Annotated in this window: 22 protein-coding genes and 1 riboswitch; of the genes, 4 read left to right on the top strand and 18 right to left on the bottom strand. The window is 47.4% G+C overall.

Annotation, left to right across the window (positions count from 1 at the left end):
- Positions 1 to 44 precede the first annotated feature (44 nt).
- The 4 genes from FA954_RS02040 to FA954_RS02025 all read right to left on the bottom strand — a co-directional run bounded on the left by FA954_RS02040 (position 45) and on the right by FA954_RS02025 (position 4,841).
- Positions 45 to 470, bottom strand: a complete 426-nt coding sequence (locus FA954_RS02040) for a glycosyltransferase family 2 protein (protein WP_037997684.1) — start codon at positions 468 to 470, stop codon at positions 45 to 47.
- A gap of 71 nt (positions 471 to 541) precedes the next feature.
- Entirely contained in the window at positions 542 to 1,276 is a 735-nt protein-coding gene (locus tag FA954_RS02035) for a response regulator transcription factor (RefSeq protein ID WP_049720688.1), read from the bottom strand.
- Between the two features lie 244 nt (positions 1,277 to 1,520).
- Positions 1,521 to 2,720, bottom strand: a complete 1,200-nt coding sequence (metK, locus tag FA954_RS02030) for a methionine adenosyltransferase (protein WP_037996743.1) — start codon at positions 2,718 to 2,720, stop codon at positions 1,521 to 1,523.
- 189 nt (positions 2,721 to 2,909) lie between these two features.
- On the bottom strand, positions 2,910 to 4,841 hold the full coding sequence (locus FA954_RS02025; RefSeq protein ID WP_138614827.1) for a S8 family peptidase: 1,932 nt from the start codon (positions 4,839 to 4,841) through the stop codon (positions 2,910 to 2,912).
- A gap of 616 nt (positions 4,842 to 5,457) precedes the next feature.
- Here FA954_RS02025 and FA954_RS02020 point away from each other — a divergent pair.
- Positions 5,458 to 6,555 carry an LCP family protein gene (locus FA954_RS02020; RefSeq protein ID WP_049720691.1) on the top strand — a complete coding sequence of 366 codons (1,098 nt, stop codon included), beginning with the start codon at positions 5,458 to 5,460 and terminating at the stop codon, positions 6,553 to 6,555.
- A 94-nt stretch (positions 6,556 to 6,649) separates the two neighbouring features.
- Positions 6,650 to 7,285: a YigZ family protein gene (locus tag FA954_RS02015; protein WP_037996736.1), complete on the top strand. Its 636-nt coding sequence runs from the start codon at positions 6,650 to 6,652 to the stop codon at positions 7,283 to 7,285.
- 25 nt (positions 7,286 to 7,310) lie between these two features.
- Here FA954_RS02015 and FA954_RS02010 read toward each other — a convergent pair whose 3' ends face one another.
- The 5 genes from FA954_RS02010 to FA954_RS01990 all read right to left on the bottom strand — a co-directional run bounded on the left by FA954_RS02010 (position 7,311) and on the right by FA954_RS01990 (position 12,161).
- A complete protein-coding gene (locus FA954_RS02010) occupies positions 7,311 to 8,105 on the bottom strand; it encodes a MetQ/NlpA family ABC transporter substrate-binding protein (RefSeq protein ID WP_049720693.1) in 795 nt (264 codons plus the stop codon).
- Between the two features lie 14 nt (positions 8,106 to 8,119).
- Positions 8,120 to 8,779, bottom strand: coding sequence for a methionine ABC transporter permease (locus FA954_RS02005; RefSeq protein WP_037996731.1), 660 nt, complete (start codon positions 8,777 to 8,779; stop codon positions 8,120 to 8,122).
- Positions 8,764 to 9,717: a methionine ABC transporter ATP-binding protein gene (locus FA954_RS02000; protein WP_037996729.1), complete on the bottom strand. Its 954-nt coding sequence runs from the start codon at positions 9,715 to 9,717 to the stop codon at positions 8,764 to 8,766. Before FA954_RS02000 ends, FA954_RS02005 begins: the two co-directional genes overlap by 16 nt.
- Positions 9,718 to 9,813: 96 nt before the next feature.
- Positions 9,814 to 9,937, bottom strand: a riboswitch (SAM riboswitch).
- Positions 9,938 to 10,389: 452 nt separating this feature from the next.
- Entirely contained in the window at positions 10,390 to 11,022 is a 633-nt protein-coding gene (locus FA954_RS01995) for a sugar transferase (RefSeq protein ID WP_049720694.1), read from the bottom strand.
- Between the two features lie 200 nt (positions 11,023 to 11,222).
- Positions 11,223 to 12,161, bottom strand: a complete 939-nt coding sequence (locus tag FA954_RS01990) for an SDR family oxidoreductase (protein WP_037996700.1) — start codon at positions 12,159 to 12,161, stop codon at positions 11,223 to 11,225.
- Between the two features lie 244 nt (positions 12,162 to 12,405).
- Here FA954_RS01990 and FA954_RS01985 point away from each other — a divergent pair, with 244 nt between their 5' ends.
- Entirely contained in the window at positions 12,406 to 13,323 is a 918-nt protein-coding gene (locus tag FA954_RS01985; RefSeq protein WP_037996698.1) for an LCP family glycopolymer transferase, read from the top strand.
- 55 nt (positions 13,324 to 13,378) lie between these two features.
- Here the strand turns inward: FA954_RS01985 and FA954_RS01980 are convergent, their stop codons facing one another.
- The 8 genes from FA954_RS01980 to FA954_RS01945 all read right to left on the bottom strand — a co-directional run bounded on the left by FA954_RS01980 (position 13,379) and on the right by FA954_RS01945 (position 23,027).
- Entirely contained in the window at positions 13,379 to 14,485 is a 1,107-nt protein-coding gene (locus FA954_RS01980) for a glycosyltransferase family 4 protein (protein ID WP_069201557.1), read from the bottom strand.
- A 19-nt stretch (positions 14,486 to 14,504) separates the two neighbouring features.
- A complete protein-coding gene (locus FA954_RS01975; RefSeq protein ID WP_131470893.1) occupies positions 14,505 to 15,923 on the bottom strand; it encodes an O-antigen ligase family protein in 1,419 nt (472 codons plus the stop codon).
- A 6-nt stretch (positions 15,924 to 15,929) separates the two neighbouring features.
- Positions 15,930 to 17,405 (bottom strand): lipopolysaccharide biosynthesis protein, encoded by a 1,476-nt coding sequence (locus tag FA954_RS01970; RefSeq protein ID WP_037996693.1) that lies wholly within the window; start codon positions 17,403 to 17,405, stop codon positions 15,930 to 15,932.
- 30 nt (positions 17,406 to 17,435) lie between these two features.
- Complete coding sequence (locus tag FA954_RS01965; RefSeq protein WP_037996691.1) at positions 17,436 to 18,185, bottom strand: acyltransferase; 750 nt, start codon at positions 18,183 to 18,185, stop codon at positions 17,436 to 17,438.
- Positions 18,186 to 18,200: 15 nt separating this feature from the next.
- Positions 18,201 to 19,514 (bottom strand): nucleotide sugar dehydrogenase, encoded by a 1,314-nt coding sequence (locus tag FA954_RS01960; RefSeq protein WP_037996688.1) that lies wholly within the window; start codon positions 19,512 to 19,514, stop codon positions 18,201 to 18,203.
- Between the two features lie 14 nt (positions 19,515 to 19,528).
- The gene (locus tag FA954_RS01955; RefSeq protein WP_037996686.1) at positions 19,529 to 20,644 is read right to left on the bottom strand and encodes a DegT/DnrJ/EryC1/StrS family aminotransferase; all 1,116 of its coding nucleotides are present in this window, start codon (positions 20,642 to 20,644) and stop codon (positions 19,529 to 19,531) included.
- Positions 20,645 to 20,672: 28 nt separating this feature from the next.
- The gene (locus tag FA954_RS01950; protein ID WP_037996683.1) at positions 20,673 to 21,698 is read right to left on the bottom strand and encodes a Gfo/Idh/MocA family protein; all 1,026 of its coding nucleotides are present in this window, start codon (positions 21,696 to 21,698) and stop codon (positions 20,673 to 20,675) included.
- A gap of 126 nt (positions 21,699 to 21,824) precedes the next feature.
- On the bottom strand, positions 21,825 to 23,027 hold the full coding sequence (locus FA954_RS01945) for a glycosyltransferase family 4 protein (RefSeq protein ID WP_037996681.1): 1,203 nt from the start codon (positions 23,025 to 23,027) through the stop codon (positions 21,825 to 21,827).
- Between the two features lie 105 nt (positions 23,028 to 23,132).
- Here FA954_RS01945 and FA954_RS13940 point away from each other — a divergent pair, with 105 nt between their 5' ends.
- Positions 23,133 to 23,261 carry a hypothetical protein gene (locus FA954_RS13940; RefSeq protein WP_255347197.1) on the top strand — a complete coding sequence of 43 codons (129 nt, stop codon included), beginning with the start codon at positions 23,133 to 23,135 and terminating at the stop codon, positions 23,259 to 23,261.
- Positions 23,262 to 23,313: 52 nt separating this feature from the next.
- On the opposite strand, the gene fabZ is transcribed toward FA954_RS13940, so the two are convergent.
- A complete protein-coding gene (gene fabZ, locus FA954_RS01940; RefSeq protein WP_049720699.1) occupies positions 23,314 to 23,739 on the bottom strand; it encodes a 3-hydroxyacyl-ACP dehydratase FabZ in 426 nt (141 codons plus the stop codon).
- Positions 23,740 to 23,806: the final 67 nt, after the last annotated feature.

Below are 23,806 nucleotides of genomic sequence, written 5' to 3'. Positions count from 1 at the left end.
TCACTTCCCAAAAATGAATCAGGCCGGATCAAGGCCTGATCAAATCAAGCGGATCCTTTTTCAGATTTATCCGACGAATCCACCTCTCTCAAGTCCATCACAATCAGTTTTCCGCTGTTTTTCTCTTGGGATTGAAGCCAGCGATAAACCGCTTCATCTTCATCGAAACCGGAATGAAGCCGAATCACTTCCAATGTGGGATAACGTTGTTTCAACCGGTTTAAAATGAACAGGGTGTCATCCTTGGAACCGGCATCCAGGCAAGTGATTTGCCCCGGCTTTCCCTGTGAACCGTTCCATGCATAATAAGAACGGATCATCCACTCGACTTCGTGTTGGCTGTTTTTTGTAATGATCACCAGATGAACGGCTTTGTTATGGTAATAGTTGCCCAAATAGCGGGAAAGACCCTTTACCAGGAAATAGAGGGCAATGTACAAAAAAACGCTCCACAAAATCCACTCTCCCATACAAAACGCCCCTCCTCAAAAAGCATCGTATGGCAAAAAGGCAGGGACTGTGACCATTGCCGGGATATTCGTCATATCAATTGAACCCATCCGTATCTCATCGCCATCAACACCGCTTGCGTCCGATCCTGTACATTCAATTTATACAAAATATTACTCACATGGTTTTTTACCGTCTTTTCGCTGATGTACAGATGCTCACTGATCGTCCGGTTATTTTTTCCCTGTGCCAATAGTCTTAAAACTTCCATTTCCCTTTCGGTCAAAACTTCTCTCCAAGAGACCTTGGGGACGGTCATGTAATGATAATAAATCGCCCCTTCCATACGGCTCAATCTGCGAAATTCATTGACCAGACTTCCCATCATGACGGGATGGATATAGACGCCTCCGTGGGCAATGACACGGATCGCATCGACCATCGTCCGGATTTCGGTATCTTTCAACAGGAAACCGGACGCTCCGGAACGAATCGTTTCCAACACATAGGGATCGGCGTGATCGGATAAAATCATAATTTTTGTCTGCGGGCTCATTTTCCAAAGCCGGTAGGTGACCTCCACTCCGTCCACCCGCGGCAAATATAAATTCATGACGACAACATGCGGGTTCAATGTTCCACAGGCCAAAGGAACCTCGTTCCCTTCGGATGTTTCGCCAACGAGCAGCATATCGCTTTCCCGCTTTAAGGCCTCTTTAAGCCGGTCACGAAATCGGGTGTCCTGATCGGCAATCATGATCCGGATCGGAGAAGGATGTTGTGAAATTTCCGTATTTTCTTCTACTTCAGCCCGCTGTTTCTCCAAGGAAATCGCCTCTTTCTCGCAATATTGCCTCTATTTAAATTTTACCATGAATAAAATCAAGATGAAATAAGATGTCCATCATTTAAAGACAATCCTTCACTTCAAAAGAGAACGCACATCTTTTTCATCACCGGCCGAACGTTTCCTTGTATGCAGGAACCAAACAGCCAAAGCGGCCGGTTTTTTAAAATCCATAAAGAAAAGAGTTTGCGCCTGACGGTCACAAACTCTTTTCCATTCTTTATCATAATCCGGCTTCTTTCTTCAACACATCCGCCAGGTCGGTGCGCTCCCAAGGCAAGTCGACATCGTTCCGCCCGAAATGGCCGTATGCAGCTGTCTGCCGGTAAATCGGGCGACGCAAATCAAGCTGCCGGATAATGCCGGCCGGGCGCAGGTCGAAATGTTTTTCCACCAGTTTCACCAGCGTTTCTTCATCCACTTTTCCCGTGCCGAAGGTGTCCACACGAATGGAAACCGGACGGGCCACCCCGATGGCATAAGCCAGCTGTACTTCACATTTGTCGGCGAGTCCGGCGGCAACGATGTTTTTCGCCACGTAACGTGCTGCATAAGCTCCGGAACGGTCCACTTTTGTCGGGTCTTTACCGGAAAATGCCCCGCCGCCGTGCCGGGCATATCCGCCGTAAGTATCCACGATAATCTTCCGTCCCGTCAGGCCGGCGTCCCCTTGCGGACCCCCGATGACAAAACGACCGGTCGGATTGATGAAGGTTTTGGTTCGCTCATCAAACATTTCACCCGGAACAACCGGAAGAATCACATGTTCCATCAGATCTTTCTTAATCTGTTCCAATGAAACATGATCCGCATGTTGTGTGGATACAACAATGGTATCGATCCAGACCGGTTTATCATCCTCATACTCAATCGTCACTTGCGTTTTTCCATCCGGACGAAGGTATGGAAGCGTGCCATCCACCCGGACTTCATGCAAGCGACGGGCCAGTTTGTGTGCCAGCGAAATGGGCAGCGGCATCAATTCTTCCGTTTCATTGCAGGCAAACCCGAACATGATCCCTTGGTCGCCGGCCCCAATGGCTTCAATTTCTTCCTCGGTCATGGAACCTTCCCGTTTTTCAAGGGCGACATCGACACCCATGGCAATATCGGGCGACTGCTCGTCAATGGAGGTGAGCACAGCGCATGTTTCGGAATCGAAACCGTATTTTGCCCGGGTATAGCCGATATCTTTGATCGTTTGGCGAACAATTTTGGGAATATCGACATAGCAAGAAGTTGTAATCTCACCACTGACCAACACCAAACCGGTTGTCACTGAAGTTTCGCAAGCAACCCGCGCATTAGGATCTTTTTCCAAAATGGCATCCAAAATGGCATCGGAAATCTGATCGCAAATTTTGTCCGGGTGACCTACCGTGACGGATTCAGAGGTGAAAAGGCTGCGTTTTGTTGCTGACATTCATTCTCCCCCTATCTACCCTGAAACTGCAAACAGAAAAAGCCCTTCCTTCGAGGAAAGGCTTTATTGTTTCGTAATCCTCGATACCCAGATACATAAAACCCCTATTTTTATTTAACATTAGAATAACCTAATCATTCGTGAATTACAACCGTATTCTTTTCTTCCACATTTTGACGCATACGCTTGTCACTTTGGTTCAAAAGAAACGATTAAATGATACGGATCCTCAATCAAATTTCCTGCATAGTCCGTCACGCGAAAATAAAACGGCCCCGGTTTCACATCCAGTGACAAAGTTTCGGTTCTTCCTTCCCTCTCTTCATCTTGTCGCATCTTATCCCAATCATCCTGCCGGATTTTAAAGATCACCGGATCAAAACGCGGGGTCAGGGGTTGAACTTGCACCACCAGCCTTCCTTCTTTCGGAATCAACAATTGGTACCAGTCGGCATCGCCGGGACGGGAAATGGTTGCAGAAAATGTGTTTTTGGTTTCCGAAAGAGGCAGCAAAGCGGCTTGGGACAACAAATCATTCGCTTCATACTCATCCTCTTCCGGCAAATAAGCGGCATGAAACCGCAAGGCAACCTCTTGTTTGGATGCTTGGGACACCGACCATTTCAACAAGATCTTCCCTTGGGAGACCGGCGTGATGATCCGTTGTTTGCCTGATTGGGCCAAAAGGGAACGGGAACGGGTTTGACCGGTCGTTGACTGGATAATTGACAAAATAACATCCTTCCCCGGGCCATCGAGCACTTCTACATCAATTTGCAGCCGGCCGGCCTTGTTTAAATCCAAGACATACCAATCCGGATCCCCTTTTTGCAGAACCAGACGGATTTCTTGGGAAAGAAAAAAAGGCGTTGCTGTTTGTTCACTGTCATTTGGTTCGCCAATATCGGAGTCAAGCGGGGACCGAAGCGCACGATCCGCATCCAACATCCCAAACCCGGTTTTTTCATTCCAATGCGGCGAAGAAGAAGCCGTTTGCCGGAGCAACATGCGGATGTCCCCGGGCGTGTAATCGGGACGAAGCTGCCAGACCAAAGCCGCCACTCCGGCAACTTGCGGTGTGGAAAAGGATGTTCCCGAATCAAAAGCATAATCCTGTCCATTGGACGTGGTATATATCATGTCACCGGGCGCCACGATATCCAAACCCAAACCGGTATTGGAAAAGGGCTCATGTTTCCCTTGAAAATCCGTGGCACCCACGGACAAAACCGAAGGGAATGCCGCCGGATAATACAAAGGTTGACTGAACAAAAGCTCCCCTTTTTCATCGAATTCCGCATTCCCCGCCGCCGCAACCACCAGCACGCCCCGGCTTTCGGCTTCCTCCACTGCGTCCTCCATCAACTTGGAATAAGTCCAACTCCCTTGTGACAATACAATGATGTCAGCACCTCTTTGGATGGCTTCGCGGATTCCTTTCACAGTGTAGAAAATTTCACCATCCCCGTCGTTTTCCATCACTTTGACCGGCATGATCCTGCCCTTTCCAACCGGCTTCCCCTCTCTGGCCCCCCAAGTGGAAGCAATAACCCCGGCCACTTTGGTTCCGTGCCCGAAATGATCCTGCGGGGGAAGATCGGGATTTTTCACGTTCACCCCTTCGGTCAGAAAAGGTTTGAGTACCGGATGGGACAAATCGACTCCGGTATCCACCACCGCCACCGTCACCGGCTTTATTTTGTCGGGATCCGCCTTTTTTCGGAAATAATCCCAAGCCTTCGGGATACGGATTTGTTGCAAATAATAATTTTTGCCAAACGCCACCCGGGAACGTCTCCGGTTTTTTTCTTTCCCCAGTTCATACCGGATATCGGGACCGATGAATTCGATTCCCGGATCTTCTTTCCACGTTTCAACCCACCGTTCTTCATCCGTTCCCGGTTTGGTCTGCACCAAATATAAACCTTCTCCCCCTTCTTCCAAAAGCTCTGCTTCCATCCAGAAAGAAGAAGGGGCCGGCTGACGCCACTTCACCACCCACTTGCGGCTTGCAATCAGCGATCCGGGGGTGGACATCATCGGTAAGGTTACAGCTGAAAGCAACAAAATAAACACAAAAAACAGGAAAAACAGCCCCACGGCCCTCTTTCGATTTATCATGTCAATCACCAAAAGTACGATTATTTTCAAAAAACATAAAGCTGGATTGTAGATTCATACGAATTTATTATATAAAATAAATAATTGTAGATAGAATCTTTCTTTTTCTTTATTGAAGCTTCTCTACCTTTTGCACCGCTCTTTTGAAAGAATTACAGTGTCTCAGACACGTCGGGAAAGCGGAAACAGAAGGGGACTCCTTGACACTCCACAGCTTTCCAATTTTTGAAGAAAGCTATTCCGGATTTTTCTAAACTCCTCCATTCTGATGAAAAGGTCCGTTTCGCCGTTCCCATCGTTTCATCGTTTTCTCAAAATCGACAAATTTTTACGCAACCATCCTGACCGGATTACGTCTACATATGTAAATCTCTTTAAAGGATTCCATTCAATTCTGTTTCCATTTTGATCCATGGTTTGTACGGGAGCCTTTCTTCCCGGTTCAAAAAGATTTCAACAAAGCGTCAATATTATCTGTTTAATCACTATTTGATGTTTTCTTTCCTAAATATTAATTTTCAGTGAATTTGATCATTGCCAACCGGTCTTTACTTGATCCAATCCAAACCACGATGTTACCATTGAATGAAAACATTTAGCGCGAGTGGGGATTTCGATGAGAAGAGTAGAACAAAGCCGATTAAATCGGGTTAAAAAAAACCAGCGGAAAAAATGGATCATCCGTTCCATCTCTTTGGCCTTCATCCTTCTTTTAGGTGTCGGTCTTTATTTAGGATCCGAAATATGGGGAGTCTTTGCCAATACGAAAAACGATATCGGAAAATCCGATTTACGGGATAAACAAGTGGAAATGGAATCCGACCCCTTCACCATTTTACTTCTCGGAACCGACCAACGGAAACGTTCGGATCCGGTTTGGCGGGCGGACACCATGATTCTGGTTGCCGTCAACCCAAAAAAACACACGGCCAAAGTCCTGAGTATCCCCCGGGATACCTATACAGAGATCGCCAACACGGATGGTTTAAAAACAAAATTAAATGCCGCCGCTTATTGGGGATATAAGAAAGATGTCGGGCAAGTTGAAAATATCCGTAAAACTTTGGAAAATCTGTTGCATGTCCCCATCGATCATTACGCACGAATCAACTTCCAAGGATTTGAAGACATTGTCGATGCCTTGGGCGGAGTGGAAGTGGATGTACCGTTTGCGTTCCACCAAAAAGCCATCGGCGGCAAGACGGTTTACTTTGAGCCGGGACCGGCCAAACTGAACGGATCTGAAGCCCTGGCCTATGTAAGGATGCGCAAGCAGGATCCCCGCGGGGATTTGGGCCGCAACGAACGGCAACAAGAAGTGGTTGCCAAATTGATTGACAAAATCGCCAGTTTCAAAGGAGTCGGCAAATTCTCCGACCTGATGAATGCAGTGGGCGAGAACTTCGAACACAGTCTTGAATTGGACAACTTCCCGGCATTGGTGAACATCTACACCAAAATACCGAAGAGCAATATTGAAACCCTGCATATTGAAACCTACCCCGAAAATATCAAAGGGGCAGGTGCGGTGTTGATCTGGCCTGAAAAAGACCGCAAAAAAATTCGACAAGCCCTGCGGGAACAATTGGAATTGCCTCCGCTTGAAAATGGGGAGACAGACGGTGACTCCGGCTCCGGAACGGATGATGACATGTCGGATACCGAAAACACCAATTCATATGACGGTGATACAGAAAGTGACGGCAGCTATTAAGCCGTCACTTTTCCGTTTTACCATCGAATTCCCCGGCAAACCGCTGGTATTTCCCCGCCGTTTTCATTAAGATAGTAGGGAAGAAGGTGAAACGATGTCTGAGAAACAGTATTTAACCGTCGGACCTCAAGGGGAAACGGAAATCGTCATTCAGAAATCGCGCTTTATTTGCAGGGCCAAACGGGTTTCTACGGAGGAAGAAGCGCAACAATTCGTCCAGAAAATCAGCAAACAACATTGGGATGCCACACACAACTGTTATGCATACCTGGTGTCCGACACCATTCAAAAATCCTCCGATGACGGGGAACCGGCCGGGACCGCCGGACGTCCGATACTGGAAGTGATCCATGCCAAAAAGCTGGTCAAAACCGCCATTGTTGTAACCCGTTATTTCGGGGGAATTAAATTGGGAGCGGGCGGGCTCGTACGCGCTTACAGCCAGGGGGCTTCCGCGGCAATTGAAGCAGCCGGGATCATCCGCTGCCAATTACACCAAAAAATCACCTTTACGTTTGATTATCATTTTATGGGAAAAATGGAACATGAATTCCGCCAAACCGATTACTTTTTGGAAACACCCCTCTATCAGGAGGTGGTGTCTTGGCCGGTGTGGATCCCGGTTGGGGAAGAAGAGGACTTCATCCAACAAGTCACCAACTGGACCCACGGGCAAGTGAAAGTGACACGCGGAGAAAAAGAATATAAAGAAATCCCCCTTTCCTCCTGACCGGAAAGGGGGATTTCTTTACACCTCAGAACGCCGGAACCACTACGCCTTTGTATTTTTCCTCGATAAACTTTTTCACTTCCGGTGAAGTGAGGGCTTCCGCCAGTTTTTTCACCGCCTGGTTATTTTCATTCCCTTGTTTGACCGCCAAAACATTCACATAAGGATTTTGGTCTTTCTCTTCCATAAACAGTGCATCCTTGAGCGGATCCAAATCGGCTTGAAGCGCATAGTTGGTATTGATCACAGCCAGATCCACTTCATTGATCATCCGTGGAAGTGCAGAAGCCTCAAGCAGCTCAAACTGCAAATTTTTCGGGTTCTCCACAATATTTTTCAGGGTGATCTCCCCTTGATGTCCATTCAACTTGATCAACCCGTTTTTCTCCAACAACTGCAAAACGCGTGTAATTTCACTCGTTCCATTGGGAATGGCGACTTTGGCACCGCTTTTTAATTGATCAACCGAGTTTATTTTTTTGGAATAAGCCCCCATCGGCTCCAGATGGACCCGGGCCACATCCCTCAAATGATATCCTTTTTCCTGATTGGTGGTTTGAAGCCAGACAATGTGTTGGAAATAGTTTGCGTCAATTTCTCCTTCTTCCAATGCTTTATTGGGCAAAACATAATCCGTAAACACTCTGATTTCCAAGTTTACCCCTTGTTTTTCCAATTGCGGTTTGACATGCTCCAAAATTTCCGCATGCGGAACCTGCGTGGCTCCGACCACAAGCGTATTTTCCTTGCTTTGGTTGCCGCAAGCGGCTCCCAATACCGCAACCAGCACACTGACAAGCAAAACCCAAAACTTTTTCATCCCATTTGACCTCCTTAAGATCTTTTATCCAAGGCACGGGCAATCCAGTCCCCCACTGCTTGAACCAATTGCACCAATACGACCAACAAAATTCCACAACTGTACAGCATCGCATCATTAAATGCCTGAAAACCAAAACGATAAGCCGTGTCCCCGAGACCGCCGGCCCCGACAATTCCGGCCATTGCGGAAAAACTGATCAACGAAACACAAGTAACGGTCAGTCCGGAGACAATCGAAGGAAATGCCTCCGGAATCAGCACTTTGCATATGATGGTCAGCCGGCTGGCCCCCATTGCTTGTGCGGCTTCAATCACTCCTCTGTCAATGTCACGGATGGCGGTTTCCACCATGCGCGCATAAAAAGGAGCGGCTCCTGCAATGAGCGGAATGGTGGCTGCCGTCGGCCCCAATGTGGTTCCCACCAAGAGCTTGGCCACCGGAAACAAAAACAAAACCAAAATAATGAAAGGAACGGCCCGGAAAATATTGACCACAAAGGCCAAGATACGTTGAAAAACGAGATTTTCCCAGAAATAGCCGCGGTCCGTCACCACCAGAAGCACCCCCAGCGGAATCCCCAGCACCGCCGTCATCAGGGTGGAAATTCCCACCATATGAAGAGTTTCCAGGGTTGCTTCTTGCAACAGATCAAGATCTACCGACTCCCACATTCAAGTTCCCCTCCCAACACCTTCCGCACTTTTTCCACTGCTTCTTCATTTCCGCCGATTTTGACTTGGACTGCATCTTCATCGTTGCTTCCTTTCACTTCTCCGCCGACCAGTTGAAAATGCACGTTATATTGGCGGGCCAGTTCATTCAGTTTGGAAAGGCCGGACCACGGCACCCAAATGCCATCCTGGCCGGGTTCTGCATCCTGAACAAATTTCTTCGTCAAAGGATGCTTCGGATTTTGAAAAATTTCGGCAACCGGACCCGTTTCAATGATCCGGCCGTTTTCCATGATCGCCATTTTGTTGCAGATGGCACGTACCACACTCATCTCGTGCGTAATCAAGACAAGGGTCAGCCCCAGTTTTTGATGGATCTGTTTTAACAGCCGCAAAATCGAAGCCGTGGTCTCCGGATCCAACGCCGAGGTGGCCTCATCGCACAAAAGCACGTCCGGATCATTGGCCAAGGCTCTGGCAATTCCGACACGTTGTTTCTGTCCTCCACTGAGCTGTGCCGGATAAGCATCGGCGCGCTCGGATAACCCGACCAGTTCCAGCAAACGGCTTACCTTCTCCTTGATCTGTTTTTTGGGAACCCCGGCAATCTCCAGCGGAAACGCCACATTTTCCGCAACCGTCCGGGACCACAACAGATGGAAATGTTGAAAAATCATACCAATCTTTTGCCGGGCAAAGCGCAATTCCCGTTCACTAAGCCGCGAAATTTCTTTTCCATCCACCAGCACCGTTCCCCTTGTCGGCGTCTCCAATCCGTTTAACAACCGGAGCAACGTGCTTTTCCCGGCCCCGCTGTAACCGACAATTCCAAATATATCCCCTTTTTCGATTTCCAGGGAAATTTCTTTTAATGCCGTAATTTCTTTGTTTTTACCTGCAGCCGGAAATGTTTTGACAACATTTTTCAACTGAATCATTTCCTTCACCGCCTTCGATCTGCAAACATTTTTTAAGCATAAAAAAACCTTCCTGCTCGTTCAGATGCAGAAAGGATCACTTTGCTCAATCTCCTTCTCTCATCTGTCAGAGCAGTGTACAGCTCTGCAGGAATTGGCACCTTCCCATGGGTTCTTCAAACCCAACAGGGGGTTGCCGAGAGATCATCAGGCCTGTTCCCTCCCTCTCTCTGGATAAGAGAATACTTCATTCCCGTATACAATTTTGTTCAAGATCTTTTCTAAAATTATCACATAAAATCATGCCAGTCAACAATTAGCGTTCTAATGCAAACGATTTTTTAAGGTCATGTATAACTTCATTCGATTTATGGAAAAATATGCCTGTTTTCAGCATCTTATCAACTGTTACTCCCAGATTACATTTCATTAACAAAGCCGCTACTTCGATCTATCCAAAATGAAGATGGCGTATAATAAAAATACATTCATCCTTTGGAGGTGCGCATATGGAGCACACGGTTGTCGGCAAGTCCTTCTGGATCGGAGTCATGAACGCTTCTTGTTTGAGTGTGCCACTGTGGCTTCTCATGTACCTGTTTTTAAAAATGATTTTCTGAATGAGCGCACCAAATGAAATCCATCATCCTTCCGATAAATAAAAAAGATGCCACCCTTTTTGGCAGCATCTCTTTAGCGGGCTCCATTTCCGGAAACAACCACCCAAACCGTCCGAAACAAAATCTGCATATCCATTTTAAAGGATTGGTTTTGAATATAGAACATATCCAACTCAAACTTTTCAGCAGGTGTCATCTCATATCCTCCGTTTACCTGAGCCCACCCAGTCAAACCTGGTTTCACCAACAAGCGCTTTTTAAAACCAGGAATCTCCTTGTCAAATTTCTCGGTGAAGACAGGTCTCTCCGGACGGGGACCGATCAGACTCATGTCACCACGTAGGATATTGATTAACTGTGGAAGCTCGTCAATCCGTGTCTTACGGATAAATTTACCTACTCGAGTGACACGCGGGTCATTTTTTGCCGCCCATTGCGGACCATTTTTCTCAGCATCGGTGCGCATGGATCTGAGTTTGATAATCTCAAACCGTTTCCCGTTCAACCCCACGCGTTCCTGTTTATAAAAAACAGGCCCCGGAGACTCCAGTTTAATCGCGATCATGGTCAGTACAAGCACAGGCAATGTAAACAGCAGCAATGCAACGGAAAAAACAATCTCAAAAGCCCGCTTGAAAATCGGATAAATGGTCTGTCCGGAAAATGCACCCGTGTTGTTGCTCTCGTAGGCTAACTTGGAACGCATCAGCTATCCACCCCTGCTGTGTATAATAATCAGAATCCCTTCCGTTTCTTCGCTAAGTTTACAAAAATAACAGTAACATTACAGTAATATTTCAAACCGATTACTGTAAAACAGTATACTGCAGAACCCACGGAATGACAATAGGTTCTTTTTTGAAAACCGTGTCAAATCCTTGACCGATCACAGCATATGCTTATTTTCTACATTTCTTTGTCCATTTTGCGATATTCGTTTTGGTAATATTCGTAGGTTTTGCGTAAACCTTCCATAAGAGTGTATTTCGGTTTCCAGTCCAATATGCGGCAAACTTTGTCATTCTTGAAATAACTGTGTTTAATGTCCCCCGGACGGTCCGGGCCGTGAACCTTTTCGTTTTCAAAAGAAGCGATTTCATCAAACAAGGAAAGCAATTGGTTCAGCGAAGTTTGCACCCCGGTTCCGACATTCAGGATCTCCCCGTCTCCTCTTGAGAGTGCCGCGACGTTGGCTTTGGCCACATCTTCCACATAAATATAATCCCTCGTTTGTTCGCCGTCGCCAAAAATGGTGAAAGGCTCTTTTTTCAAGTACTTATCCACCAAGATGGAAATGACTCCCCCTTCCCCGCGGGGATCCTGCCTGAGCCCGTAAACATTGGCGTAGCGCAAAACGGTGTATTTCAACCCGTATAAATGGGCGTACACTTCCAAATAATGTTCCACGGTATGTTTGGAAATTCCGTATCCGGAAAGCGGTGACACCGGATGTTCTTCATCAACCGGCAGATATTTCGGATCTCCGTAGACGGCGGCGGATGAAGCGTAAACCACTTTCTTCACCCCGCTTTTGCGGCAGGCTTCCAACAGATTGATCGTCCCAATAATGTTGGTGTTTGCGTCCAAAACCGGATCTTCAACGGAAACATCCACACGGATTTGCGCCGCTTGATGGATGACGGCTTCCGGTTTTTCCCGCATGAACACATCACTTAATTCCGGATTGGTCAAATCCATTTCAATCCATTTCGCTTCCGGATGGATGTGCTCTTTCTTGCCTGAAGAAAGATTATCGATGATCACCACCCGGTCTCCTCTTGCAATCAACAGATCGACAATGTGGGAACCAATAAAACCGGCTCCGCCTGTCACGATTACCTTCATTGTTACAGACTCCTCTCTCGAGTGGACTTTGTCAATTGAGTCGGCCATTTTCAACGTATTCCCGTCTATCTTATCAATTCAGCCAGGCAGAAGCAAAAGACAAGTTTTAAACTTTTTGTCCATATTTTTCGAAAATAGCCCCTTGGCCCCCACATCCCCACCCAATATTTTGGAAGGTATTTTCCCATGGAAAAGAAGAATAATATAGTACATAAAACCAAACACCTGTGAGGGATTTTCCGTAATGAAAAAATGGATCCTGCGTTTTTTTCTGCTTTTGTTTATAACGGTTCTGCTTGGATTTGGATATTATGTGTACCTGATCTGGTCCGCCGCTCACCGGTCCTATGTCCCGCCTGAACAGGAAAAATCGGACAAACGTCAAGAAGCGATCAAATGGCATGAGGATCCTGTCGCCATTCTGATGCTTGGCGTGGATGAACGGGACGGAGATCAGGGACGTGCCGATACCATTATGATTGCGGCTTTAAATCCGCAAGAAAAAGACATTGTCTTAACCAATATTCCACGGGACACCCGGGTTGAAATCCCCGGTAAAAACTTCCGCGACAAAATCAACCACAGCTATGCCTACGGCGGAGTGGATTTGACCCGCAAGACCGTGGAGCATTTTTTGGATTTGCCCATCGATGGTTACGTTCAAATCAACATGCAAGGCTTGAAAGAAATCGTGGATGAGCTGGATGGAATTGATGTCGAAGTGCCTTTCACCTTTTCCTATGGAGGACACACTTTCAAAAAGGGGACCATGCATTTAAACGGAGAAGAAACCCTTGCCTTTGCACGAATGAGAAAAGAGGACCCGCTGGGGGATTTCGGACGGATTCAACGGCAACAAGAAGTGATCCGGGCCATCGTCCGCAAGGGAACGGATTGGACCACATTCACCAAACTGGATACGGTCATGGAAAAACTCGGCTCCAATGTCAAAACCGACATTTCCCCCTTTCAGCTTTTGCAACTGCAAAACCGCTATGCCAATCTTTCACGGGAAAATATCAAAACGGTCCGGTTCAAAGGGGAAGATGCAACCATTGACGGCATTTATTATTTCCGGGTGTCACCCGAAGAAATCGAACGCATCCGGGGGATCCTGGCGGAACAACTGAACTATTCCCGACCTCCTGACACCCTTTATTAAAAGGATCCTGCCATGGACAGGGGAATCGCCCTGATCATGGACACAGGATCCCTTTTCATTGAAGCAGTTCCTGATATAAAGAAAAAACTTTTCTTTCCTCAACCTTCCAATTATAACGGGTTTCATGGGCTTTTCTCGCATCGGTGCTCATTTGGCCGCGCAGTTCGTCATCGCTTAAGATCCGTTCCACTTTTTGCGCAATATCCTTGGGATTCAAAGCATCGGCCACCAGCCCGGAATGGCTGGATTCCACAATTTCCCTCCACATCGGAAAATCCGTCGCCACCATGGGCAATCCGGCGGCCATGTATTCAAACATCTTGATGGGAAGGGATTCCCGGTAATTCTCGACCGGATGCAGGCAAACCAATCCCACTTTTCCTTTTCCCAACCACTTCTGCACATCATCAAACGGAATCCGGCCATGCAAATAAACCCTCTTCTGTTCCAGTGCGGACTTGTCCCGGTCTTCCGGTTTGATATGCTGGAGGGGACCAATGATGTGAAGTTCGGCTTGCAAGGATTCCGGCAAATAATCCATCATCTGTATCATTTCCCGGTAACCGCGCAGATACGACACGCCCCCGACATACAAAATCCGGTTGACGCCATCCTCTTCTTTTTCGATCTCCGGGATCGACAACGGATAGTTTTTAATCACTTCGACTCTTTTGGCTTGATGGAACTGTCTTTGAATCGATTCCGTCGCTGTAATGACCGCGGACAGCCGGCGGGCCAATCCCTTTTCCACTTTATGGACGATTTTTGCCAGCGGGGCACGGAGCTTTTCGGGAATCCACGGTTTGGTTTGGATCTGTTTGGGCAAATCCTCATGCGAATCATAAATCACCGGGCACCCGGTCCGCCAAGCCAATAACACTCCCCACGGCAACAACTCCGGATCATGAAAATGATACAAATCCGCTCCGCATTTTAAAGCGCGCCGGTAAAGCTCATATCCGGTCCAAAGCCGTTTCCACTTTTTGTTGACGCGCTTTACCCCCCGGATTTTTACGCCATCGATCACTTTTTCTTTAAAATCGGCGATGGCGTGGAGCTCCACCCGGTATCCGTTTTTCGCCAGTGATTTTGCTTGTTTGTGGAAAATCCGCGAATCATCATAAGGATGAACCGAACTGAAGATCATTACTTTAGCGGACACACAAGCAACTCCTTTCTCCTCACACTCCCTCCAGAGACCCTTTTTCCCGCTCCGATCCGGAGTGTTTCTTTTTCAAAGTTTCCCCGATGGCAATGATGGCCAAGCCGATTCCGTAACAAATCCACATCGGCGTATAGTGAATGGCCGTGCTTGGTGCCATGCCCCCGAAGAAGTAACCGGTCAATGCGGCTATGGTGGCGTAAGCGCCCCAACGCAAAACCGGGTTCAATTCCGGCGAGTGTTTCAAGCTGGCCAATTTCCACAAGCGCCACAACATAAGGAAGTAAAGGGACATATACAGGATAAAGATAATCACGCCAAAGTTGACCAACACTTCGCCCCACCAATTGTGCATATTGACTTTATCCACTTTGGGGGCGCCGTCCATGTACACTTCAACGTTTCCTGGACCGACTCCCATGTAATGGCTTTGATGGAGGAAGCGGAGTCCGTTGAGGATCAAAAACTTCCGGACCGTGGCACTCCGGCCGGTTTCCGCATCAATGGGGTCTTCTCCCCCTTCTTCCACCGTCCACGGACTGTTTTGAACATCCATCAAGAAGCCAAAAGTGCTGGACAGTTTGGTTTTGGCTTGTTCCCTGGCTTCAGCGCTCAAGAAAACCATGCTCAAACCATTGGCCAGTATGAAAGCCACCAAAACGGCAATAATGGCTTTAAATACATTTTTCAACGTGATTTTGCTCCGGTCCATCACCTGCGGCAACAGCACCACCAATGGCAAAGCGGCAAGCGGCAGGGCAAAGAAGGTGTTGCTGCGCGAACCGGTCGCAATCAGTGTATAAATGGACAGGATACCGATAATATAGATAAACCATTTGTGTTTACGTTTCAGATCCAGCATATAAAAGGAACTGGCCAGGAAAGGAAGGCCGAGTGTGATGCAGGTTGCCAAATCATTCTGGTTGCGAAACACCGATGTCACCGAAGCCGATAACCGACCAAATGCACGTGATTGCGGCAAATGAATCAAAGTGATGGACTCAAAAACCGCAAACAAAATAATGGCTGCAAAAACCCAAAATAAAATCCGCAGGGTTTTCCAAAAATAATCGGTTGATTTCAGGAAAAACGGGAACGAATAAGCAAGAGGCAACATCATTCCCAATAAAAAGAGATACCGCACCCCGGCAGAAAGACTGGCTGACCAGGATAACGCAATCACTCCGTATGCAAACCAAAACAAAAAGAAGGCTCCATACCACCGAACCGGATACATGTAGGAAGTTTCCAATTTCTTTTCCGCTGCAAATCTCAGCGCGATTCCCGCCGCCACCAACAGAAATGCGATGCGGAAAAACGTCAGATTAAACCCATCGGATATCGGTACACCCAAGGAGGGGCCGATCAGCGCAAAAACAATCATCAAATAAAACAATATATCCAAACGCTTCTGCTTTGAAAACAACAGTTCACTCACCAACTCTCACCCTTTTCCTCCTAGTTTGGGTAACAAGTGACCGATCCGATTCAGTGAAGAAATGGAAAAAAGTCCTGTCGCAAACACAGATCCGAAGGTTACAACAAAAGCCAGCACATAATAGAGCCAGGCGTATTCCATCTCATTTAATTGGACCCAGGTAACCCCGGTCATTGAGATGAAAAAGACAGCCAAATAGATGAGAATGGAACGAAACCGGAAATCAATCGGATATTCTTTTTGATTTTTCCAATAAACCCAAACAATGACAAAAAGATAAGCCACAACGGTCATGATAACAGTGCCCCAAATGCTGAAAACCGGCACCAGGATCAAATTGCCGATCAGGTAAATGGCGGCGGCAATCATAAATCCGTAGGAAATGACCTGGGTTTTTTTCTTGATCAACAAACCGACACCAAAAACATTATGCAACACATTGAATAAAGTTCCCAAAGATAAAGCCCAGACATAGATATAACCGGATGAAAGCGACTGATCATCCCGACCGATAATATACAAATGATACAGTGGTTTCATGAAGAAGGCCAGAATCATGACAGCCAGCGTTCCAACCACCAACAACGCGCGACCGACCAGCCCGAACAACTGCGGGGCATCTTCCCGCTCTTTAATGGACATGGAAAAAGGGCGCCATGCGAGTTGAAACGGTGAGGTGATCAAAACAATGATGCTTGCAATCCGGATGCAGGTTTCGTAAATATCCGCACTCAGTTGGGAATCCATGTGATACAAAATGGGCCGGGATACAGATGTCATCACCCAAAAAGCCAGCAATGTCGGCAACAGCGGAGCACCGTAACGAATCAAATCCATCAAATGTTTACGCGAAATACGAAAAACAAATTCCTTGCGAAATAGGATAATCAGAATCAATGCCACTGTCAATTGACCGATTAATTGTCCATAAAAAATTCCCATAACCCGCATGTCATAGACAGTGACAAAAAAGATGCTCAACAAATTGGAACCAATCACATAAGCCATGCTGAAAATATTAAACAGCCATACCCGGCGGCTGTATCTGGCATATCCCAAAATATGCTGAATAATGATCGCCCCAAACGTGGCCATAAAAGCAACCGGCAACAAGTTGGAATAATCCCGCGTGCTTTCATAGACCCATTCGGACAAAGGGGCTCCAAACAAAAATGCAAAGACGGTGAATATCAGGCAAACCCCGGCACTGAAAACCACCGCATTGGTAAAATAGGTGCGGCGTTCCGTCACATCCTTGGCGTCATAAAAATAGAACGCCATGGCCGCATCCGTTCCCAAAATGCTGAGATAAGTCAAAATCAGAGTCAGCGTGTTGGTGAGTCCCCACTCTGCAATTTCCCCTTCTCCGGTCAAAAAAGCAACATAGATGGGGCCAAGCATGGCCGCAACCACCTTATTCCCCATCGTTGCAATCGCAAAAGCGGCTGAATCAGAAAAAAGCCGTCTAATGAGTTGTTTCATGATTAAACAACACCTTCTGCCTGCAGGCTGTTACTCTTGATTTTGCAATTTCTCACGGTCAGGAACATCGCGCAAAACCCGTGCCGGAACCCCGATATACACTTTGCCCGGCTCCGTGTCCCGATTGACCAACGCCCCGGCGGCAATGAAGCTTTCTTCGGCCACCGTGATCCCCGGCAAAAGGATGGATCCGCCGCCCACACGCGCTCCTCTTTTCACAACCGGACCGCGCACGTATTTGAAACGCTCTTTGGTCCGCCCCATGAAGTTGTCGTTCGTGGTCGTGACGGTCGGGGCAATGAAGACATGATCTTCCAACACGGTATAAGCTGTAATATAAGCATTGGTTTGAATTTTTGTAAAAGATCCGATTTTCACCTGATTTTCCACCGCAACGCCACGGCCGATCACCACACGGTCCCCGATCTCGCATTTTTCACGGACCGATGCCTGATCCCCGATCATCACCTCTTTTCCGAAACGGCTGCCCCGGTAAAGAACGGTGTTGGCACCAATCGTCGTTCCGTCGCCGATTTCCAGCACCGGCAAGTCGGCATCCACCTTTACGGTGGACGACTTTGCCGGTCTCGGCCAGCGGCCCAACACACAGTTGTCAGAGATATATACATCGGAACCGATCACGGTTCCTGCTTTAATGGTGACATTGTTGCCGATCGTCACATTGTCGCCAAGAACCACGCCTTCTTCAATGACAGAGAAACAACCGACGGAGACATTCTTTCCCATTTCGACTGAATCATGAATGAAAGATTGTTTCATGAAAAACCCATCCTCTTATAATTTTTCGTAATCCGCTTTGATGTTTTGGACATCTTTCAAAGCATTCCGCGTGTCAAAGATCACTTTTGCTTTATCGGCAATTTCTTCATAATCAAAGTCACTGTGATCCGTGGTGATCAAAACAAGATCCGCCGTCTCCAGAAGTTCGGTGGTCAGCTCTTGCGTTTCATATTCTTTGCCTCCGGCTTTGAAGGTTTTCACATGCGGATCAACCAGCGTGAACTCTGCCTGATATTTCTCAAGCAGCTCGACAATTTGAATCACGGGGGACTCGCGGTAATCATCGATATCCTTTTTATAAGCCACCCCGAGTACCGCCACTTTGGAACCATTCAACGATTTGCCGTAGCGGTTCAAGATTTTCATGCAACGATCCACCACAAAGTCGGGCATTTCATTGTTGATTTCGCCTGCCACTTCAATCAAACGCGTATGATAATGATATTCGCGGGCTTTCCATGTCAAATAGAACGGATCAATGGGAATGCAATGTCCGCCCAGACCCGGCCCCGGATAAAAAGCCATATAACCGTAAGGTTTGGTTTTGGCGGCATCGATCACTTCCCAAATATCGATTCCCATTTTGTTGCAAAGAATGGCCATCTCGTTCACCAGGGCAATGTTAATGTTGCGGAAGGTGTTTTCAAGAATTTTTTCCATTTCGGCCACTTTCGGGCTGGATACTTGGTGAACTTCCCCGTCCAACACCGCGCGGTACAAAGCACCGGCGATTTCCGTGCATTGATCGGTCACACCGCCCACCACTTTGGGAGTGTTTTTGGTATTAAACACTTTATTGCCGGGATCCACCCGTTCCGGCGAATAAGCAAGGTAAAAGTCTTCGCCTGCTTTCAAGCCGGTTTTTTCCAGAATCGGTTTCACCACTTCTTCGGTGGTTCCGGGGTAGGTGGTGCTTTCCAAAACCACCAGCATGCCCGGGTGCAAATATTTTGCAATGCTTTCTGCTGAAGATTCAACATAGGAAACATTGGGCTGCTGATATTTGTCAAGCGGTGTGGGAACGCAAATAGCCACCGCGTCCACTTCACGAATCAAGGAGTAATCCGTGGTCGCAGACATTTGTCCGCTTTCCACCAATTGTTTCAATTCTTCGTCCACCACATCGCCGATATAGTTCACTCCCCGGTTCACCATGTCCACACGGTTTTGCAGAATATCAAAACCGATCACTTTGAACCCGGCTTTGGCTTTCTCCACAGCCAGTGGCAAACCGACATATCCCAATCCGACAACACCGATTTTAGCCGTTTTGTCATCGATTTTTTGCAATAAAGTCTTACCACTCACGGTTATTCCTTCTTTCACTTGGATTTGTTGGCATAAAAACTTTTAATGGTATTTGCGATAAAACGGATGTTTTCATCCTCCAATTCTGCATACAGAGGAAGTGCAAAGGTGCGTTTGGCCATGTATTCGGAAACAGGCAAACTTCCTTCTTCATATCCCAAGTCTTTATACACTTCCTGCTGATGCAGGGGAACCGGATAATAAACTCCGCAGGAGATTCCCTGCTCTTTCAAATGAGCCATTAATTCGTCGCGATCTTCTGCCTGAATGATATACAAGTGATAGATGTGTTTGCGGTCTTCCGCTTCATGAGGAGTAACCACCGGTGTATCTTTTAAAAGCTCGTTGTACAGGGCCGCTTTTTTCCGACGGCCGTCATTCCAAGCATCCAAATGGCGCAGTTTGATGCGCAAAACAGCAGCTTGCAAAGCATCCAGGCGGCTGTTGTATCCGATCATGCTGTGGTAATACTTCGGATTGGAACCATGAACCCGCAAGATCCGGATTTTCTCCGCCAGTTGGTCATCATTGGTGACAACCATTCCCCCGTCACCATAGCCGCCCAGGTTTTTGGTGGGGAAGAAAGAGAAGGTGGCCGCATGACCCCAATTTCCGATTTTCCGTCCTTTATATTCCGAACCCATGCCTTGAGCCGCATCTTCCAAGACAAACAATTGATGTTCTTCAGCCAATGCCATAATTTCTTCCATGTTGGCAGGCTGGCCGAAAATGTGAACCGGAATGATCGCTTTGGTTTTTTCATTGATTTTTTCCTTGATTTGGTTCACATCGATGTTGTAAGTTTTCGGGTCGATGTCAACAAAAACCGGGGTGGCCCCGACTTGAGAAATCGTTTCGGCAGTGGCGAAAAATGTAAACGGTGTCGTGATCACTTCATCGCCAGCTTTGATTCCTGCCGCATCCAATGCCAGAAGCAACGCATCCGTGCCGTTCCCAACGCCGATGGCATGTTTCACCCCGAGATAGTTGGCCACTTCTTCTTCAAAAGCTTTGACTTCGGGCCCCATAATATATTGTCCGCTGTCAATCACCCGCTCCACCGCTTGGAGAACTTCTTCCCGAATCGGTTGCAACTGTGCCGTTAAATCCAATAAAGGAATCTTTTTCATCGCTTTCTACTCCTTTAATCATTTCAATTTATTTTCGGTTTAATTCGTCCATCCGGACCGGCCGGTTTCTTTCGGCAGCCAACTGGCATCCGATCACAAAGCTCAACGCCTTGCGTCCTTCTTCGCCGGAAACGACCGGCTTCCGGTCTTTTAACACCGCTTCGGTCATATCTTGAATGATGCACTGATGTCCCGGAATTCCGAATGGATCTTGTTCCACCCGGCGGATTGTGTTTTGAGCCTCTTCATCCGGCAGGCCTTCAAATTTCCATTCTTTGATCCAGTTGGCCGTCGGCCCGCCAATCACCGCGGTCCCCTTTTCGCCAAAAATACTTAATGATTCTTCCAAGTTTTTCGGATAAATGGTGACCGCAGCTTCCAACACCCCGAGTGCCCCGTTTTTAAAGCGGATCACCGACACCGAGGTGTCCTCAGCTTCAATGTTCCGGATACGGGTCGCGTGATAAGAGGAAATCTCTTCAATGTCCCCCATCATCCACAACAAAAGATCCATGTTGTGAATTGCCTGATTCATCAACACGCCTCCGTCCATTGCTTTCGTGCCACGCCAAGGAGCCTGGTCATAGTAAGCCTGGTTTCGGTTCCAACGAACCGTTGCGTTGGCATGCCCGATTTTGCCGAAAGCCCCTTGTTCCAACTGCTTTCTGAGTTCCACGACAGCCGGACGGAAACGGTTGGGGTGAACCACCGCCATTTTCACACCGTTTTTCTCACAGGCATCGATCATCCGGTCTGCATCTTCCAAGGTCAGTGCCATCGGTTTTTCCACGATCACATGCTTTTTGGCTTCCGCTGCCTGAATGGTCAGCGGTGCATGAATCCCGCTCGGTGTGCAAATGCAAACCACATCCACATCCGAAGCCAGCATGTCTTTCAAATCGGCATACCCACGGACACCGTCGACGGCAAACTCGGAAAGACGCTCTTCATTGGTGTCGCAAACCGCAACCAACTCGGCTCCTTCCACCGCTTTAATGGCTGCCACGTGCTTTTTCGCAATGTGACCACAACCTACAATTCCATAGCGTATCAAAAGATCTCCCTCTCTTCTTTTACCCAGTCAGTCAATTCATATCCAATCTATATTACAGTAACATTACAAAATCTAATGTTCAATGTAACATAGATGAAATCTCTTGAGTACCCTGCATCAAAAAAGTCATAAACTTTTCCGTTCTATTAAAGATGTATAAATTTGTAAGGTAGTTCGCGCGTTTTCGCTCCAAGTCAATGCACGGGACGCATCCAACGCATTTTTCCCCATAGTGGCGATGAGGGAAGGATCATCGATCAGGATTTTGCGCAAGCAACCGGCAATTTTGTCCACATCTTTGGCCGGCACAAGAAATCCGGTCTTCCCGTCTTGAAGAATTTCCTTGATTCCGCCCACATCCGTCGCCACCATGGGCCGGCCGCACCCCATCGATTCCAGCAATATGGAGGGAAGCCCCTCGCTCAGACTGGTGAGAACCATCACATCGGCACTGTTGATCCAGTCGGGAATCTCAGCGTACGGCTTTTTGCCCAAAAAGGTGACGGCTTCGCTTAATCCCGATTCTTCCGCCTGGTTTTCAAGCCGGGGGCGCAAAGGCCCGTCCCCGATCAAATACAGATGAATGTCCCGGCTTTCTTGGCGGATCCGGGAAAAAGCCTCCAACAAATAAGAAACGCCTTTGACCGGATACAAGTTGCCGACAAAAAGCAAAATTTTTTGTTCCCTGTTCAACCCCAGACGTTTCCTTGCCTCCAGACGGTCCATGGGGCGGAATTTCTCCGGGTCAAAACCGTTGTAAACCGTTTTGGCCGCAAGCTCGGGATGCATTTTTTCCGCTTCTTCTTTCAGCCGGTCGCTGACCGTGATGACCAGGTCATTTTCCTTTAATGCACGAAGCGTCTGTTCATAAACGGAACGCTTTCGTTTGGGATACAACATGATGTCCGAGCCATGGATCGTGCTTAACACCGGCACCTTCCAAATTTTCTTCAGTTCCCCTCCTGCATAACCATCCGGATAGATGGTGTGACAATGAATCAGATCAAAAGGAAACGCTTTATGTACTTCCTCCACTGCCTTTTGCAGGGCTTTTGTATAATACTTGCCATAGCGTTGGAAAAAAAATCCCCCCGGAATCATTCGCGTGGGAACATAATAAACGGCAATTCCATCCTTTTCTGTCTTTTTCGGCAATTGACGATACCCTTTCCACTTCGGGTAAAAGGGGAAAGAAGGAACGGGCACCACCACGCTTACCTCTGCCCCTTCTCTTTTTAAAGCTTTTGCCTGGTTATGGACAAAAATTCCCGCCATGGGATTGACCGGATTCGGGTACATATGCGAAATGATCAAAATACGCCCATTCATTGAAACCACTTCCTTTATCCGGTTTCATTTCCGAAAGATTACTGTCAATAGCATTTTCCAAACCGGTGATACTATGTACAACACCATACAGGAGAGGTCGTTGTCATGAAAAGACAAAGAATCGCCAGCGACTCCTATGACGGATTCCTCGGCATGTTGAATGCCTTTCTCATCAGCTTGCCTTTTTGGGGACTGATTTATTTCGGACTTCGCATTTTTCATTTATGGAAATAAATACATGACAAGGAAGGTCCATCCCCAAGGACCTTCCCGCTTTATGTATTTTTTAATCATTGATCGCAAACATCAGATCCGCTTCCACCGCCACATGTTCCCCGACACGGGCAATACCCTTGCCTTTCCCGACTTTTCCTTTCACCCGGGTCAATTCCACTTCCAGCGTTAGGACATCTCCGGGTTTGACCTGATGACGGAAACGGACTTTATCCAGTCCGGCAAAAAATGCGATTTTGCCCCGGTTTTCTTCCACACTGAGAATGGCAACGGCCCCCACTTGCGCCAATGCCTCCACAATCAGCACGCCCGGCATAACAGGATAGTCCGGAAAATGCCCTTGGAAAAACGGCTCATTCACACTCACATTTTTGATTCCCACCGCTTTTTTCGCCGGTTCCAATTCCGTGATCCGGTCCACCAACAAAAAAGGATACCGGTGAGGAATAATTTCTTGAATCTGTTTTGCATCTAACATCGTCATCCACCTCTCAAAAAACCGTCTCACCTTCTGAAATCACTTGTCACCATTATAGCGAAACCGT

The organism is Thermoactinomyces vulgaris, assembly GCF_005886755.1.
GTDB classification, from domain to species: Bacteria; Bacillota; Bacilli; order Thermoactinomycetales; family Thermoactinomycetaceae; genus Thermoactinomyces; species Thermoactinomyces vulgaris.
This window is presented reverse-complemented; position numbering and strand designations above follow the sequence as displayed.